We start from the raw sequence: 16,683 nt of genomic DNA, 5'->3' as shown, positions 1-16,683 counted from the left end.
ATGATATAAATCAAATAAATAATTTGTTACGATGAACGTTTCATTGCAAAACATTGACAAGGTGAGTGCACTGCTTACCGTAAAGCTTGAGAAAGCAGATTACCAGGAGAAAGTAGACAAGGCTTTGAAGTCTTTCCGTCAGAAAGCTCAAATGCCCGGCTTCCGTAAAGGTATGATTCCGATGAGCCTCGTGAAGAAGATGTATGGCAAGTCGGTATTGGCTGAGGAAGTGAACAAGCTGCTTTCTGAAACTGTATATAAGTATATACAAGATAATAAGGTGAACATGTTGGGTGAGCCGTTGCCTAATGAAGACAAGCAGCCGGCTATCGACTTTGATACGCAGGAGGAGTTCGAATTCCTGTTCGACATTGCACTGGCTCCCGAATTCAAGGTTGAAGTAGGCACTGCCGACAAGGTGGATTACTATGACATCGAAGTAACTGACGAAATGGTGGACAACCAGGTGAAGTCTTATACACAGCGTAACGGCAAGTACGACAAGGTAGATGTATATGCTGACAATGACATGCTGAAAGGTCTGTTGGCTGAATTAGACGAGCAGGGCAACACGAAGGAAGGCGGCATTCAGGTAGAAGGTGCTGTGATGATGCCTTCTTATATGAAGAACGATGAGCAGAAGGCTATCTTTGTTAATTCGAAGGTGAACGATGTACTTGTGTTCAACCCGCATGCTGCATGGAATGGCAATCCTGCCGAACTGGCTTCGCTGCTGAAGATTGACAAGGAAGCTGCTGCCGAAGTGAAATCCAACTTCAGCTATCAGGTAGAGGAAATCACCCGTTTCGTACCTGGCGACCTGAACCAGGAAATCTTCGACCAGGTATTTGGCAAAGATGTGGTGAAAACGGAAGAAGAATTCCGCGCTAAAGTAAAAGAAGCGATTGTCAAGCAGTTTGTAGCTGATAGCGACTACAAATTTCTCCTTGACTTGCGCAGGGTTTTGATGGAGAAGGTTGGCAAGCTGGAATTCTCAGATGCTTTGCTGAAGCGTGTGATGCTGGCTAATAACGCCGACAAGGACGAGAAGTCCGTGGAAGAAAACTATGACAAGAGCATTGAAGAGCTGACCTGGCATTTGATCAAGGAGCAACTGGTGAAGGCCAACGACATCAAGGTTGAGCAGGACGATATTACAAACATGGCCAAGGAATCAACTCGTACACAGTTTGCTATGTATGGCATGTTGAATGTTCCTGAAGACCTATTGAACAATTATGCTAAGGAAATGCTGAAAAAGAAAGAAAGCATTGAAGGTCTTGTAAACCGTGTAGTAGAGACGAAGCTGGTAGCTGCGGTGAAGCTCCAAGTAACGTTGGAACACAAGAGCATCTCGGCAGTTGACTTTAATAAAATGTTTAAATAAAATTTAACTCATTATTATTATCGGGGATGCTTGAAAAACTTTTCAAACATCCCCGATTTTTTTGTCTCTCTCTATTCTTTTTTGTTTCTTTGCACCCGCAATTTAATTTAAGAGAAAGATTATGGATGATTTTAGAAAGTATGCCACCAAGCATCTAGGAATGAACAGCCATGTGTTGGACGATGTGATTAAGTCGCAGGCCGGTTATTTGAATCCCTATATCTTGGAGGAGCGTCAGCTCAATGTTACCCAGCTCGATGTGTTTTCCCGTCTGATGATGGACCGCATCATCTTTTTGGGGACTCAGATCGACGATTATACGGCTAATACCCTCCAGGCACAGTTGCTTTATCTGGATTCGGTAGACCCGGGTAAGGACATCTCTATCTATATTAATTCACCAGGCGGTTCGGTGTATGCAGGCTTAGGTATCTATGATACGATGCAGTTTATCAGCAGCGATGTCGCTACTATCTGTACGGGTATGGCAGCCAGTATGGCGGCCGTATTGTTGGTGGCCGGGGCTGAAGGTAAACGTTCTGCCCTGACTCATTCGCGTGTCATGATCCATCAGCCGATGGGAGGAGCACAGGGGCAGGCTTCAGATATCGAAATTACGGCTCGTGAAATTCAGAAATTGAAGAAAGAACTCTATACGATTATAGCCGACCATTCACATACACCCTTTGACAAAGTATGGGCTGATTCCGATCGTGATTATTGGATGACTGCACAGGAAGCAAAAGAGTATGGCATGGTAGATGAAGTGTTGATTAAGAAGTAAGTATGGCTGATTCAAAAAGGACAAAGAACAGATGCAGTTTTTGTGGTCGCACGGAAGATGAAGTCGGGTTTCTGATAACAGGAATGAACGGCTTTATCTGCGACAGTTGTGCCATACAGGCTTATGAAATCACGCAAGAAGCCATGGGAAGTAAGCAGAAGGACGGTATTAAGAAATTGAATCTGAAGGAACTTCCCAAGCCGGTGGAGATAAAGGCTTTCTTGGATCAATATGTCATTGGGCAAGATGATGCCAAACGCTTTCTTTCTGTTTCTGTATATAACCATTACAAACGTCTGTTGCAGAAAAATAGTGGTGATGATGTGGAAATTGAAAAATCAAACATTATCATGGTGGGTAGTACGGGTACAGGTAAAACGCTGTTGGCGCGTACCATTGCCAAGTTGTTGCATGTGCCTTTCACGATTGTAGATGCTACGGTGCTGACCGAGGCGGGTTATGTGGGTGAGGATATTGAAAGCATTCTGACCCGTTTGCTTCAGGTGGCTGATTATAACGTAGCTGAAGCCGAGCGTGGCATTGTGTTCATTGACGAAATTGATAAGATTGCCCGCAAGGGAGACAATCCGTCTATTACTCGTGATGTTAGCGGTGAAGGAGTACAGCAAGGTTTGCTGAAGTTGCTCGAAGGTTCGGTAGTCAACGTGCCTCCCCAGGGCGGACGAAAACATCCTGAGCAGAAGATGATACCGGTTAATACCAAGAATATTCTTTTCATTTGTGGCGGAGCGTTCGACGGCATCGAGAAGAAGATAGCGCAGCGGCTGAATACCCATGTCGTAGGTTATAGCGCTGTGCGCAATACGGCTACCATCGACAAGAATAATCTGATGCAATACATTGCTCCTCAGGATTTAAAATCCTTTGGCTTGATTCCTGAAATTATTGGTCGTCTGCCGGTGCTCACCTATCTGAATCCGTTGGATCGTACTGCTTTGCGTTCCATCTTGACGGAGCCCAAGAACTCCATTATCAAACAATATGTCAAACTCTTCGAGATGGACGGCGTGAAGTTGGAGTTCGAAGATACCGTGTTCGAATATATTGTGGACAAGGCTATGGAGTACAAGCTTGGTGCTCGCGGTTTGCGTTCTATTGTCGAAACCATCATGATGGATGCCATGTTTGAGATTCCTTCTGAGCGGAAAGAAACTTTTATCGTGACGTTGGATTATGCCAAGCATCAGTTGGAAAAGGCTAATATTGCTAGATTGCAGAATGCTTAATAGTATAAAATGAAGCGAAAGAAGTGTTTTTAGTGTTTTCCCCTAAAATATTCGAGGTATTTTGTTTGGAAATTGAGAAGTTGTTTATAACTTTGTTAATACCCTTGAAAGGGACAATCTAATTTCAAGGGAGAGAGATAAAAAAAGGACGTTTAATAAACAACATTCTAATTTAGAAACATGGCAGAGAAGAAGAACAATTTGACAGGTCAACTGAAGAAATACTTCGGGTTCGATACATTCAAGGGGAATCAAGAGGCCATCATCCGAAATCTGCTGGCTGGTAACGATACGTTTGTACTGATGCCCACCGGTGGTGGAAAATCGTTGTGTTACCAGTTGCCTTCATTGCTAATGGAGGGGACAGCCATTGTCATTTCTCCTTTGATTGCGTTGATGAAGAATCAGGTGGATGCCATGCGTAATTTTAGTGAAGAAGACGGAGTGGCACACTTCATTAATTCTTCTCTCAATAAGACTGCCATTGATCAGGTGAAATCGGATATTTTGAGTGGGAAGACCAAATTGCTTTATGTCGCTCCAGAGTCATTGACAAAAGATGAATATATAGAATTTCTGAGAACGGTGAAGATATCGTTCTATGCAGTGGACGAAGCACATTGCATCTCGGAATGGGGACACGATTTCCGTCCTGAATATCGTCGTATCCGTCCCATTATTAATGAAATCGGAAAGGCTCCTTTGATAGCTCTGACAGCCACGGCTACTCCCAAGGTACAGCATGACATTCAGAAAAATCTGGGCATGACCAATGCGAAAGTGTTCAAGTCGTCCTTCAATCGTCCCAATCTCTATTACGAGGTACGTCCCAAAACGAATAATATAGACAAGGACATTATAAAATTCATCAAGAACAATCCGGGAAAGTCCGGCATCATTTATTGCCTGAGTCGTAAGAAGGTGGAAGAGTTGTCCGAAGTGCTGCAGGCGAATGGAATCAATGCACGTCCGTATCATGCTGGTATGGACTCTGCAACCCGTTCGCAGAATCAGGATGATTTTTTGATGGAAAAGATTGATGTCATTGTTGCTACTATCGCTTTTGGTATGGGCATTGATAAACCTGACGTGCGTTTCGTCATTCATTATGACATTCCTAAGAGTCTGGAAGGTTATTATCAGGAAACGGGACGTGCGGGGCGAGACGGTGGAGAAGGACAATGCATCACTTTTTATACAAACAAAGACTTGCAGAAACTGGAGAAATTTATGCAGGGCAAACCTGTGGCAGAACAGGAAATAGGCAAGCAGCTTCTGCTGGAAACCGCTGCGTATGCAGAGTCTTCCGTATGTCGACGCAAGACCTTATTGCATTATTTTGGCGAAGAATATACGGAGGAAAATTGTGGTAATTGTGACAATTGTTTAAATCCGAAGAAACAAGTGGAAGCTCAAGATTTATTGTGTATTGTGATTGAAACCATTCTTGCTGTAAAGGAGAATTTCAAATCAGATTATATTATAGATATCATCCTGGGACGGGAAACATCGGAGGTTCAGGCCCATTTACATGAAGATCTCGAAGTGTTCGGTTCAGGCATGGGTGAAGAAGATAAAACTTGGAATGCCGTAATCCGCCAGGCTTTGATAGCCGGTTATCTGGGTAAAGATGTAGAAAACTATGGCTTGCTTAAGGTGACGGATGAAGGGCGGAAGTTTCTTAAACATCCCAACTCCTTTAAGATAACGAAAGACAATGATTTTGAGGAAATGGAGGAAGAAACACCCGCTCGTGGGAGTGGTGCCTGTGCAGTCGATCCGACGTTATATTCTATGTTGAAAGATTTGCGCAAAAAGTTGTCAAAGCATTTGGAAGTGCCACCATACGTAATATTCCAAGATCCGTCCTTAGAGGCTATGGCAACGATATATCCCATTACGTTGGAGGAATTGCAGAATATCCCAGGCGTGGGTGCTGGAAAAGCAAAGAGATATGGCGAGGAATTTTGCAAGTTGATCAAGCGTCATTGTGAAGAAAATGAAATAGAGCGTCCTGAGGATTTGCGCGTTCGTACCGTAGCTAATAAGTCTAAGATGAAGGTAGCTATCATCCAGGCAATCGACCGTAAAGTTGCACTTGATGATATTGCAGTGTCGAAAGGTATTGAATTTGATGAGCTGCTGGATGAAATAGAAGCTATTGTCTATTCAGGCACCAAGCTGAATATAGATTATTTCTTGGAAGATATTATGGATGAGGATCACATGCTGGACATTTATGATTATTTCAAAGAATCGACGACGGATAATATTGACGATGCCTTAGAAGAGTTAGGCGACGATTTTACAGAGGAGGAAGTGCGACTAGTTCGTATCAAGTTTATCTCTGAAATGGCAAATTGATTTTTTGTCTTTGAGCTAAAAAGAAAATTTATTGCGTGCAGATATATGTAGAATGGAATAAAAAACGTATATTTGCACGTAATAAATTTTATACGTCTTATGTCATTTGTTGCAGATAAAATTGTCATGGATGGGTTAACGTATGATGACGTACTGCTAATCCCTTCTTATTCTGAAGTGCTCCCAAAAACGGTCGAACTCTCGACAAAGTTTTCAAGAAACATTGAGTTGAAAATTCCTTTTGTAACGGCTGCGATGGATACAGTTACGGAGGCTAAAATGGCGATTGCCATTGCTCGTGAAGGTGGTATCGGTGTAATTCATAAGAATATGTCCATTGAAGAGCAGGCACGTCAGGTAGCTATCGTAAAGCGTGCGGAAAATGGAATGATTTATGATCCGGTTACTATTAAGAGAGGATCTACAGTGGCTGATGCACTTTCTTTGATGGCTGAGTACAAAATTGGTGGTATCCCAGTGGTCGATGATGAAGGTCATTTAGTGGGTATTGTCACCAATCGCGATTTGCGTTTTGAAAGAGATCAGAACAAGCGTATCGATGAGGTGATGACAAAAGAAAATATTGTTACGACCAATCAGACTACAGATTTGGAGGCTGCTGCACAAATCCTGCAGGAACACAAGATTGAGAAGCTTCCGGTTGTTGACAAAGACAAGAAACTTGTTGGCTTGATTACATATAAGGATATCACAAAGGCTAAAGATAAGCCGATGGCTTGCAAGGATGCCAAAGGTCGTCTGCGTGTGGCTGCAGGTGTCGGCGTTACGGTTGACACATTGGATCGTATGAAAGCATTGGTTGAAGCTGGTGCGGATGCTATTGTGATTGATACGGCTCACGGGCATTCCAAATATGTGATTGAGAAACTGAAAGAGGTTAAAAAAGCATTCCCGGATATTGATGTTGTTGTTGGTAATGTTGCTACAGGCGAAGCGGCTAAAATGTTGGTTGAGGCTGGAGCAGATGCGGTGAAGGTCGGTATTGGCCCAGGTTCTATCTGTACAACTCGTGTTGTAGCTGGTGTGGGAGTTCCTCAGTTGTCTGCTGTTTACGATGTGGCCAAGGCATTGGAGGGTACGAACGTTCCTTTGATAGCCGATGGTGGCTTGCGTTATTCTGGCGATGTTGTAAAGGCGTTGGCTGCCGGTGGTTACAGTGTGATGATAGGTTCATTGGTAGCAGGGACAGAGGAGTCACCAGGCGATACCATTATCTTCAATGGGCGTAAGTTCAAGTCTTATCGTGGTATGGGTTCTTTGGAAGCTATGGAGAATGGTTCGAAGGATCGTTATTTCCAAAGTGGAACAAGTGATGTGAAGAAATTGGTTCCGGAAGGAATAGCTGCTCGTGTACCTTATAAAGGTACGTTGTATGAAGTAATTTATCAGTTGGTTGGTGGTTTGCGTGCTGGTATGGGATATTGTGGCGCTGCGAATATTGAGCAATTGCATAATGCTAAATTTACACGTATTACGAATGCAGGTGTGCTTGAAAGTCATCCGCATGATGTAGCTATTACCAGTGAGGCGCCTAATTATAGCCGGCCTGAATAACCATTTATGTACTTTAAAGCACGGACAACACGTATTTTGCAGGCCTTTTTTAAGAGAGGAACTGTAGTAAGGTGTTGTCCGTGCTTGTTTTTATAAATATATGAATACGATTTGGGAACTATGATGTTGAAATATTGGTGGGTGTGTCTGTGCGCCTTAGTCGTGTCGGGGTGGTGTCGATCACAGTCGAAATCCGTATTGATGCATGTGGACGGAGAACCTGTCGATGTAGCCGAATATAAATATTATTGTTCTAAGTGTGCGGAGAAATCTGCAAATTTGGATCACTTCATAGATTTCAAGCTTAAGGCATTGGCTGCTGAAAAGACCAAACTGGATACAGTGTCCGATATTTGTTTTCTTTTAAATTCCTATCGTCGTGGATTGTTACAACAATGTTTGTATGATAGTGAACATGCAGATTCTGTCATCAATGAATATTATTGTCTTTTACAGAAGCGGAAATATGCGGGTCGTGTTCATGTAAGTCATATATTTAAGTACATTCCTCAGAATGTTTCCGCATTGAGGCTCCATGAGGTTGAAACTCAGATGGATTCTCTGTATCAATTATTAAAAAATGGGAAGGTGCGGTTTGATGATTGTGTAAACCGCTTTTCTGAGGACAAAGACACGTTTTGGGTAACTCCTTTGCAGATGCCTGTCGAATTTGAGGAAGTCGTGTTTACCTTACCGGTCGGTAAGGTGTCCAATCCTTTTTTCACACCCCATGGAATTCATATAGTGAAGGTATTGGATCATAAGGATCAACTTGATTTTGAAGAAGTATGTCATGGCTTGGAAGGCCGATTGTTGAGCAAACCAAACAACCGTTTGCTCCTTTCGTCAGTTGATTCTTTGAAACGGTGTTATGGATATATGCCAGATAAATCTGGAGTGGAGGAACTGTTGCGGAAGGGAAAGAGTACTGGTACATTGTTTACAATGGACGGGAAAGTCTATACAGGGGCTGATTTCGATTTGTTTGCAAGAGCTTATCCGGCTTCTGTCCGTAAACAGATGGATTTATTTGTTGCTAAATCGGTATTAGATTGTGCATATATTCATTTAGGGGATGATAATTCCGATTTAAGAGGGGAGTTGTGTTTCTTCCGGGATAGTTTGTTGGGCGATGCAATAGTGCATCGGGAAATCAGTAATCTTGTTAGGGCGGATTCGGCTGATGTGGTAAGATATTTTAAGAAGTATGCAAAATGTTATGATTGGCCGGAAGAACGTTATGATGGAATCGTTTTACATTATAAAACGAAACGTATGGCAAAACAAGTGCGGAAGTTTCTCAAGAAAATTCCGCAGGAAGAATGGGTAGAGGCTATCCGTTTAGGCGTGAATACAGGAGGGCAGGAAAATGTTGTGGTAGAACGAGGCTTGTTTGCTCCTGGTGACAATGCCTTTGTAGACAATCGGATTTATAAAAAAGGCAAACCCCAATCTTTGGCAAATTACCCTTATTGGATTGTTTTAGGAGAAAAACGTAAGGGGGCTGTACGTTGGGAAGATGTCAGCCAACAGATGTGGGCAGACTATTATCGGGATTTGGAGAATCAGTGGTCGCATCAACTTCGTCGTGATTTTAAGGTTGAAATAAACGAAGAGGTTTTAAAAACCGTTAATTCTCACTGAAGCAATTGATTAAACCGTTATCTTCGTAGTCCAGATATGAGAAAAAAAGTGGCAATTCGAAAATCTTGTCTGTTTTATCTCTGTTTGTTCCTTTTGGGAGCATGTAAAGAGTCACAGTACGACCATAAAGGGCGAACACCTTTGGTGGAACTGGACGGTAATTTTTTATACAAAGAGGATTTGACGGCTGTACAGCCTGCTGGACAAAGCCGGGATGACAGTTTGTTGTTTACAGAACACTATATACGTAATTGGGCAGAGGATATTTTATTGTATGAAAAAGCACAAAGTAATGTGCCCGATAATGATGAAATAGAAAAATTGGTGTACAATTATCGGAAAGCATTGATTATGCATACTTATCAACAGGCGTTGATTCATCAGAAATTATCGGAAGAGATTACAGAAGAGGAGTTGCAGGAATATTATGAGCAAAACAAAGCCGTGTTCAAAGCGGATGCTCCATTGATGTGTGGCTTATTCATAAAGGTCCCTTTGACAGCCCCTCAGTTGAGCCAGGTACGTCAGTGGTATAAAGATGAGAGACAGTCTGCGGTTGAACATTTGGAAAAATATAGTTTGCAGAATGCTGTGAAATATGAGTATTTTTATGACAAATGGATACCGGCTTCGGAGATTCTTTCATGGATACCTTTGAAGACGTCGGATGCAGATACCTATTTCTCTCGTAATCGTCGGATAGAAGTCAAGGATACGGCTTTTTGGTATTTTTTGAATGTAGCAGATTATATTCCCACAGGAGCCCAAGAACCTTATGAGGCAGCTAAGCCGTTGGTAAATGATTTGGTATTGAACCAGAAGCAAGTTGAGTTCCTGAATAAAGTAAAAGATGATTTGTATAAGCAGGCCATCGAAGATGGTAAGATTAAATATTGTGAGAACTAAGATATTAGGAATGAAAAAGTGTATGAACGTTAAGTTTGCAGTTTTATGGGCCTTTATGCTATTGCCTCTTGTGCCTTCATGGGGGCAGGACAATGTGATAGATGAAGTGGTTTGGGTAGTTGGTGACGAAGCCATATTGAAATCTGATGTGGAAGAAGTACGTTTGGATGCGTTGTACAATGGACGTAGGTTTGATGGCGATCCATATTGTGTCATTCCTGAAGAGATAGCTGTGCAAAAGTTGTTTTTACATCAGGCGGCTTTGGACAGTATAGAGGTGTCTGAGAGTGAGGTCGTAAGCCAGGTGGATTTCATGATTAATCAGTATGTCAGCCGCATCGGTTCGATGGAGAAGATGGAAGAATATTGGAACAAGAGTGCTACGCAGATTCGTGAAACCTTGCGTGAGAATGCCCGTGAAGGATTGACTGTGCAGCGCATGCAGCAGAAATTGGTGGGTGAGGTGAAAATTACGCCCGCTGAGGTACGTCGTTATTACCAAAGTTTGCCTCAGGACAGTATTCCTTATATCCCTACGCAAGTTGAAGTTCAGATTGTCACACAGAAACCAAGGATTCCGGTAGAAGAGGTAGAAGAGGTGAAAAAACGTTTGCGTGAGTTCACCGATCGTATTAATAAGGGCGAAACCAGTTTCTCTACTTTGGCCCGTATGTATTCCGAGGATCGTGCGTCGGCGATTAATGGCGGTGAAATGCCTTTCTATGGTCGTGGGCAGCTTGATCCGTCTTTTGCGAATGTAGCTTTCAACTTACAGGATCCTACCAAAGTATCTAAAGTGGTGGAATCGGAGTATGGTTTTCATATTATCCAGTTGATAGAAAAACGTGGTGACCGTATTAAAGTGCGGCACATATTGCTTCGTCCGCATACGCCTGAGAGCGCGTTGGAAGCCGGTATAGCTCGCCTTGATTCTATTGCAGATGATATTCGGAATAATAAGTTTACATTTGAAGAGGCTGCAACAGTCATTTCGCAAGACAAGGATACTCGTAATAATCATGGCTTGTTGCCCAATCCCAACAACAATACATCGAAGTTCGAGATGCAGGAACTTCCTCCTGAGATTGCCAAAGTGGTCGATAAAATGAATGTCGGTGAAATTTCTGAAGCCTTTACTATGATTCCTGAAAAAACAGGTAAGGAGGAATGTGTCATCGTCAAGCTGAAAAGTCGCATTAACGGTCATAAAGCTACTATTACGGATGATTATCAGAATTTGAAAGATTTGGTACTTGAGAAACGGCGTGCTGAAGTACTGGATAAATGGATACGTGAGAAACAGCGTCATACCTATGTTCGTATTAAGGAAGGCTGGAATCAGTGTGAGTTCAAATATCCGGGATGGATTAAGGATTAAGTTTGGCTGTATAGATACAATCTGTGAATGTTAGACTAACTATATGCACAATAGTATTGTTTTTAAATTTCTAAGCAGGCATAGATATCTTCTGACAGGTATTCTATGCCTGTTTGGTATCTGTCTGCTCAGTGCGCAGGATAAGAAGGAAGAGCCGGAGAAGAAAAAGACACGTGTTGACTTGTTATATGCTGATGAGGCGCAGGCTGATGATCAGGTTCGGCCGGATGTTCAGGTTTTGATAGGATCTGTAAGGCTGCGCCATGACAGTATGTATATGTACTGTGACAGTGCTTTGATTTTCAAACGTCTCAATTCCGTAGAGGCTTTTGGAAATGTACGGATGGAACAAGGTGATACGTTGTTTATTTACGGGGATTATCTGTATTACGATGGTATGGCACAATTAGCGATGCTTCGTGAAAACGTGCGGATGATTAATCGTACTACAGAGCTGACTACAGACAGTTTGAATTACGACCGTATTTACAATTTGGGGTATTATTTCGATGGCGGTACTCTGACAGACGAAGAGAATGTATTGACTTCCGTATGGGGAGAATATAGTCCGGCTACTAAAATAGCTGTGTTCAACCATGAAGTGAAGCTGACCAATCCCCGTTTTGTATTGACTTCCGATACATTAAAGTACCATGCGGAAACAAAGGTGGCTACTATCTTGGGGCCTTCCGATATTGTGAGCGACAATAATCATATTTATTCCGAACGGGGTATATATAATACCGTGACAGAACAGGCCGAACTGCTGGATCGTTCCGTCTTGACCAATCAAGGAAAGAAACTGACCGGTGACAGCTTGTTTTACGATCGCAAGCTGGGATATGGTGAGGCTTTTGACCATGTGCAGATGAATGATACGGTAAATCGTAATATGCTGACCGGCAACTATTGTTTTTATAATGAGCTGACCGGTAATGCTTTGGCTACAGACAGAGCGGTAGCTGTGGATTATTCACAAGGTGACAGCTTGTTTATGCATGGAGATACGCTGCGTTTGGTAACTTATCATTTGAACACTGACTCCATGTATCGTGAGATGCGTGTCTACCACAAGGTGCGTGCTTTCCGTACAGATATTCAGGCTGTTTGCGACTCGTTGGTTTATAATTCCAAAGATTCTTGTATGACCATGTACACCGATCCGGTACTTTGGTATGGTTCTGAACAGTTGTTGGGCGAACAGGTCAAGGTTTACATGAATGACAGCACGATTGACTGGGCGCATATCATCGATCAGGCGCTGACCGTAGAACAAAAAGATACATTGCACTACAATCAAGTGTCCGGGAAAGAAATGAAGGCCTATTTTGTCAGCGGCGAGATGCGTCAGGTGGATGTGAACGGAAATGTACTGGTTATTTTCTATCCGGTAGAAGAGCGGGACAGTTCGTTGATTTTGATGAACTATTCCGAGGGAGGTTTCTTGAGAATGATGTTGAAGGATAGAAAAATGGAACGGGGAGCTTTTATTGGAAAAGCGAACGGCACTGCATATCCGATGGGTCAGATTCCTGCAGATAAGTACCGTTTGCCTTCTTTCGTATGGTTAGACTATATTCGTCCATTGGACAAAGAGGATATTTTTAATTGGCGGAGCAAGAAGTCGGATGCTGTGCTGAAGCAAAGCTCGCGTCGGCCTACTGTCTCTCCGCGTGATATGCATATCGAACGAACTAAAAAATAGGAGAGTGCTTTATGGGTATGTTTACGATGAGAAAACCGAGGGGCTTTCATCATTCCTATATTTACGTGGACGAGCGTAAGGAAAGGTTGGACAAGATGAAAGAGAATGCCAAGCGTGAGTTGGGCATGCTGACTGAGAAGAAAGAATTTAACCCCGAAGATATTCGTGGAAAATTCATAGAAGGAACTACTCACCTGAAACGTCGCAAGGAGAGCGGAAAACGTCCTTTACATTTTATTGTCATACTGTTTTTCATTATGTTACTGGCTTATTTGTGGTATGCCATTAGTAATGGAATAATCTAAATTTGTATAGCATGAGTGATATTATCCATTTGCTGCCGGATTCGGTGGCCAATCAGATTGCAGCTGGCGAAGTGATACAGCGTCCTGCTTCTGTCATTAAGGAGTTGGTCGAGAATGCCATTGATGCAGAAGCCACAGAAGTTCATGTATTGGTGACGGATGCCGGAAAAACAGGCATGCAAGTGATAGACAATGGCAAAGGTATGTCTGAAACAGATGCCCGATTGGCTTTTGAACGGCATGCCACATCCAAGATCCGTGAAGCTGCGGATTTGTTTGCCTTACGTACAATGGGTTTTCGGGGCGAGGCATTGGCCTCCATTGCGGCTGTTGCCGAGGTAGAACTGAAGACAAGACTGGCCGATGAAGAACTGGGTACACGTTTGTTGCTGGCCGGTTCCAAAGTTGAAAGCCAGGAGCCTGTTTCTTGTCCAAAAGGAAGTAATTTCTCTGTAAAGAATCTGTTTTTTAATGTACCTGCCCGACGTAAATTCTTGAAAACCAATTCCACCGAATTGAGTAATATCTTAGCAGAGTTTGAACGCATTGTGCTGGTTCATCCAGATGTCGCTTTTTATCTGTACAGCAATGACAGCGAATTGTTCAACCTGCCTGTCATGCCTTTGCGTCAGCGTATTATCGCTGTTTTTGGGAAGAAATTAAATCAACAGCTGCTTTCGGTGGAGGTAGATACGACGTTGGTCAAGATATCGGGTTATGTAGCCAAGCCTGAGACCGCGCGCAAGAAAGGCGCCCATCAGTACTTTTTTGTAAATGGGCGCTATATGAGGCATCCTTATTTTCACAGGGCGGTAATGGATGCTTTTGAGCATCTGATACCGGCGGGTGAACAGATTTCCTACTTTATATATTTTGAAGTGGATCCGGCCAATATTGATGTGAACATCCATCCGACTAAAACCGAGATTAAGTTTGAGAATGAACAGGCCGTTTGGCAAATCCTTTCTGCGGCAGTCAAGGAGGCTTTGGGCAAGTTCAATGCTGTGCCTTCCATTGATTTCGATACCGAGGGCCTGCCGGATATCCCCGTTTATGAGCGGCCTCGGCCGGTGGAACCCCTTCAGGTACACTATAATGCCGATTACAATCCTTTTAAGACTTCTTCTTATGGGGGCGATCGTTCTTATTCACGTCCCCGGACAGAGTGGGAAAGTCTCTATACCGGATTGGAGAAAGCCAGCCGGATGAATGAGGAGGTGCCCCCTGATGCACCGGCCGGAGCGGAATGGCCGCCGGCTGCAATACCGTCGGAAGATTCGTCCTCGTCGCTCCCTCCGATGATGTTCGGGGGAGGAAGCGCAGCCGTCGGACAGCATTGGCAGTTCAAGGGGCGTTATATTCTGACGTCCGTTAAGTCCGGGTTGATGCTGATCGATCAGCATCGGGCTCATGTACGTGTCTTGTTTGACCGGTATATGGAGCAGATCCGTCAAAAGCATGGCCTGGTCCAGGGCGTACTGTTCCCTGAGATAGTTCAGTTTCCGGCATCCGAAGCGGCTGTACTTGAGAATATTCAGGAGGATATGTCTGCCGTAGGCTTTGAATTGACCTCTTTGGGCGGAGGCAGCTATGCCATCAATGGAGTTCCTTCGGGTATTGAGGGACTGAACCCTGTGGATTTGGTGCGTAATATGGTACATACGGCTTTGGAGAAAGGCTGTGATGTGAAGGAGGAAGTGCAGTCTGTGCTGGCATTGACTTTGGCCCGTGCAGCAGCCATTGTGTATGGGCAGGTGTTGAGCGCAGATGAAATGGTGGCTTTAGTGGATGACCTGTTTGCGTGCGAGGCTCCCAATTATACGCCTGACGGACATGCCGTGCTGACTACAATCCGCGAAGAAGAGATTGAACGGCTTTTTGCCAAATGACATGGTCGGGGTGAATAAGAACAGAGACTGAAATCCCTTGTGGAGAGTTCAGCCTCTGTTCTTTTATGTCTCTTTTCCTTTTTATGATTCTTCGCGGAAACGTCTGGCCTGTTCGGCTATCAGAGCAGCGTCGTCGAAGTAGTTGATCTTCATGGCACGGCGTACATCGTCCAGTGTGGCGGCAGCCGTTTCACGAGCCTTCTCACAACCTTGTTTCAGCATGTCGTAGATAGCCGGTATATCCTGTTCGAATTTCTTGCGGCGGGCACGGATAGGCTCCAGAGTTTCCTGCATGATGGCATTCAGGAAGTTCTTCACCTTTACATCGCCCAAACCGCCACGCTGATAGTGAGCCTTCAGTTCGTTCAGGTTGGGGTAATCCGGCAGATAGCGTTCAAAGTGTTCGGGACGGCAGAATGCGTCGAGGTAAGTAAACACCGTGTTGCCTTCAATCTTACCGGGATCCTGTATGCGCAAGTGATCCGGGTCTGTGTACATATTGCGTATTTTCTTCTGCACTTCGTCGGCAGGGTCGCTCAGGTAGATGCAGTTACCCAGGCTTTTGCTCATCTTCGCCTTGCCGTCCGTTCCGGGCAGACGCAGGCAGGCCGCATTGTCCGGCAGCAGGATTTCCGGCTCTACCAGAGTTTCCCCGTAGATGTAATTGAAGCGGCGCACGATTTCGCGGGCCTGTTCCAGCATAGGTTCCTGATCCTCACCTACAGGGACGGTGGTCGCCTTGAAAGCCGTGATGTCGGCAGCCTGACTGATGGGGTAGGTGAAAAAACCTACGGGAATGCTTGCCTCGAAGTTGCGCATCTGAATCTCGGTCTTTACGGTCGGATTGCGTTGCAGGCGGCTCACGGTCACCAAGTCCATGTAGTAGAACGAGAGTTCGCACAGTTCCGGTATTTGCGATTGGATGAAGAGCGTGCTCTTTGTCGGATCTAAGCCGCAGGCCAGATAGTCCAATGCCACCTCGATGACATTCTGTCGCACCTTCTCCGGGTTCTCCATGTTGTCCGTCAAAGCCTGTGCGTCGGCTATGAAGACAAACATGTCCTTGTAGTCTCCCGCATTTTGCAGTTCCACACGTCGGCGCAGTGAGCCCACGTAGTGGCCTATGTGCAGGCGTCCTGTCGGGCGGTCGCCTGTAAGGATGATCTTTTCTTTTGCCATATATCTTCTTTTTATTTGTTACAGACAAATCGGTCACGGGCGCAAAGTTAGCTCTTTTTTCAGATATACGGGTGGAAGCGGCGAGAAAAAACGACTTGCCATTCCGAACCAGGTCGGTTCCCTATCTTTTGTGATGGGATTTCTTCCCGTTGTTGATATTTTTCGTTATCCGATACGACCGGATAATGAAGTAAAATAGAAGTGTTTAATCCTTATTTTTCTGCCTTTTTTGCTCGGACTTTACAGGGATAGGGCTTCTAAGTCATTTATCCTTAGACTGTTATGTCCCTATTCAGTTATCTGCGAAATAACGGAACAAA

General features: G+C 44.1%; 12 protein-coding genes. 11 read left to right on the top strand and 1 reads right to left on the bottom strand.

From position 1 onward, the window contains the following. The first annotated feature begins 31 nt into the window (after positions 1-31). The 11 genes from tig (at position 32) to mutL (ending at position 15,184) form a co-directional block, all read left to right on the top strand. Positions 32-1,387 carry a trigger factor gene (gene tig, locus Q0Z70_RS04905; protein WP_298073005.1) on the top strand — a complete coding sequence of 452 codons (1,356 nt, stop codon included), beginning with the start codon at positions 32-34 and terminating at the stop codon, positions 1,385-1,387. A gap of 121 nt (positions 1,388-1,508) precedes the next feature. Continuing rightward, positions 1,509-2,171, top strand: coding sequence for an ATP-dependent Clp endopeptidase proteolytic subunit ClpP (clpP, locus tag Q0Z70_RS04900; protein WP_298073004.1), 663 nt, complete (start codon positions 1,509-1,511; stop codon positions 2,169-2,171). Between the two features lie 2 nt (positions 2,172-2,173). Beyond that, positions 2,174-3,418, top strand: a complete 1,245-nt coding sequence (gene clpX, locus Q0Z70_RS04895) for an ATP-dependent Clp protease ATP-binding subunit ClpX (protein WP_298073003.1) — start codon at positions 2,174-2,176, stop codon at positions 3,416-3,418. Positions 3,419-3,598: 180 nt separating this feature from the next. Beyond that, entirely contained in the window at positions 3,599-5,782 is a 2,184-nt protein-coding gene (recQ, locus tag Q0Z70_RS04890; RefSeq protein ID WP_298073002.1) for a DNA helicase RecQ, read from the top strand. Between the two features lie 99 nt (positions 5,783-5,881). Further along, positions 5,882-7,357 (top strand): IMP dehydrogenase, encoded by a 1,476-nt coding sequence (gene guaB, locus Q0Z70_RS04885; RefSeq protein WP_298073001.1) that lies wholly within the window; start codon positions 5,882-5,884, stop codon positions 7,355-7,357. Between the two features lie 207 nt (positions 7,358-7,564). Beyond that, positions 7,565-9,001 carry a peptidylprolyl isomerase gene (locus tag Q0Z70_RS04880; protein ID WP_298073000.1) on the top strand — a complete coding sequence of 479 codons (1,437 nt, stop codon included), beginning with the start codon at positions 7,565-7,567 and terminating at the stop codon, positions 8,999-9,001. Between the two features lie 36 nt (positions 9,002-9,037). Next, positions 9,038-9,907, top strand: a complete 870-nt coding sequence (locus Q0Z70_RS04875) for a peptidyl-prolyl cis-trans isomerase (protein ID WP_298072999.1) — start codon at positions 9,038-9,040, stop codon at positions 9,905-9,907. A gap of 10 nt (positions 9,908-9,917) precedes the next feature. Then, the gene (locus tag Q0Z70_RS04870; RefSeq protein ID WP_298072998.1) at positions 9,918-11,285 is read left to right on the top strand and encodes a peptidylprolyl isomerase; all 1,368 of its coding nucleotides are present in this window, start codon (positions 9,918-9,920) and stop codon (positions 11,283-11,285) included. A gap of 43 nt (positions 11,286-11,328) precedes the next feature. Further along, positions 11,329-12,990: an OstA-like protein gene (locus Q0Z70_RS04865; protein ID WP_298072997.1), complete on the top strand. Its 1,662-nt coding sequence runs from the start codon at positions 11,329-11,331 to the stop codon at positions 12,988-12,990. Positions 12,991-13,001: 11 nt separating this feature from the next. Continuing rightward, positions 13,002-13,295: a hypothetical protein gene (locus tag Q0Z70_RS04860; protein ID WP_298072996.1), complete on the top strand. Its 294-nt coding sequence runs from the start codon at positions 13,002-13,004 to the stop codon at positions 13,293-13,295. An 11-nt stretch (positions 13,296-13,306) separates the two neighbouring features. Further along, on the top strand, positions 13,307-15,184 hold the full coding sequence (mutL, locus tag Q0Z70_RS04855) for a DNA mismatch repair endonuclease MutL (protein WP_298072995.1): 1,878 nt from the start codon (positions 13,307-13,309) through the stop codon (positions 15,182-15,184). Positions 15,185-15,265: 81 nt separating this feature from the next. On the opposite strand, the gene trpS is transcribed toward mutL, so the two are convergent. Further along, the gene (trpS, locus tag Q0Z70_RS04850; RefSeq protein ID WP_298072994.1) at positions 15,266-16,363 is read right to left on the bottom strand and encodes a tryptophan--tRNA ligase; all 1,098 of its coding nucleotides are present in this window, start codon (positions 16,361-16,363) and stop codon (positions 15,266-15,268) included. Positions 16,364-16,683 lie beyond the last annotated feature (320 nt).

The organism is uncultured Bacteroides sp., from assembly GCF_947632445.1.
In the GTDB taxonomy this organism is placed as follows: Bacteria; Bacteroidota; Bacteroidia; order Bacteroidales; family Bacteroidaceae; genus Bacteroides.
This window is presented reverse-complemented; position numbering and strand designations above follow the sequence as displayed.

Excerpts from the sequence above, each read along its gene's own strand:
- tig (WP_298073005.1), top strand. The coding sequence starts at position 32 with ATGAACGTTTCATTGCAAAACATTGACAAGGTGAGTGCACTGCTTACC.
- clpP (WP_298073004.1), top strand. The coding sequence starts at position 1,509 with ATGGATGATTTTAGAAAGTATGCCACCAAGCATCTAGGAATGAACAGC.
- clpX (WP_298073003.1), top strand. The coding sequence starts at position 2,174 with ATGGCTGATTCAAAAAGGACAAAGAACAGATGCAGTTTTTGTGGTCGC.
- recQ (WP_298073002.1), top strand. The coding sequence starts at position 3,599 with ATGGCAGAGAAGAAGAACAATTTGACAGGTCAACTGAAGAAATACTTC.
- guaB (WP_298073001.1), top strand. The coding sequence starts at position 5,882 with ATGTCATTTGTTGCAGATAAAATTGTCATGGATGGGTTAACGTATGAT.
- Q0Z70_RS04875 (WP_298072999.1), top strand. The coding sequence starts at position 9,038 with ATGAGAAAAAAAGTGGCAATTCGAAAATCTTGTCTGTTTTATCTCTGT.
- Q0Z70_RS04870 (WP_298072998.1), top strand. The coding sequence starts at position 9,918 with ATGAAAAAGTGTATGAACGTTAAGTTTGCAGTTTTATGGGCCTTTATG.
- Q0Z70_RS04865 (WP_298072997.1), top strand. The coding sequence starts at position 11,329 with ATGCACAATAGTATTGTTTTTAAATTTCTAAGCAGGCATAGATATCTT.
- Q0Z70_RS04860 (WP_298072996.1), top strand. The coding sequence starts at position 13,002 with ATGGGTATGTTTACGATGAGAAAACCGAGGGGCTTTCATCATTCCTAT.
- mutL (WP_298072995.1), top strand. The coding sequence starts at position 13,307 with ATGAGTGATATTATCCATTTGCTGCCGGATTCGGTGGCCAATCAGATT.
- trpS (WP_298072994.1), bottom strand. The coding sequence starts at position 16,363 with ATGGCAAAAGAAAAGATCATCCTTACAGGCGACCGCCCGACAGGACGC.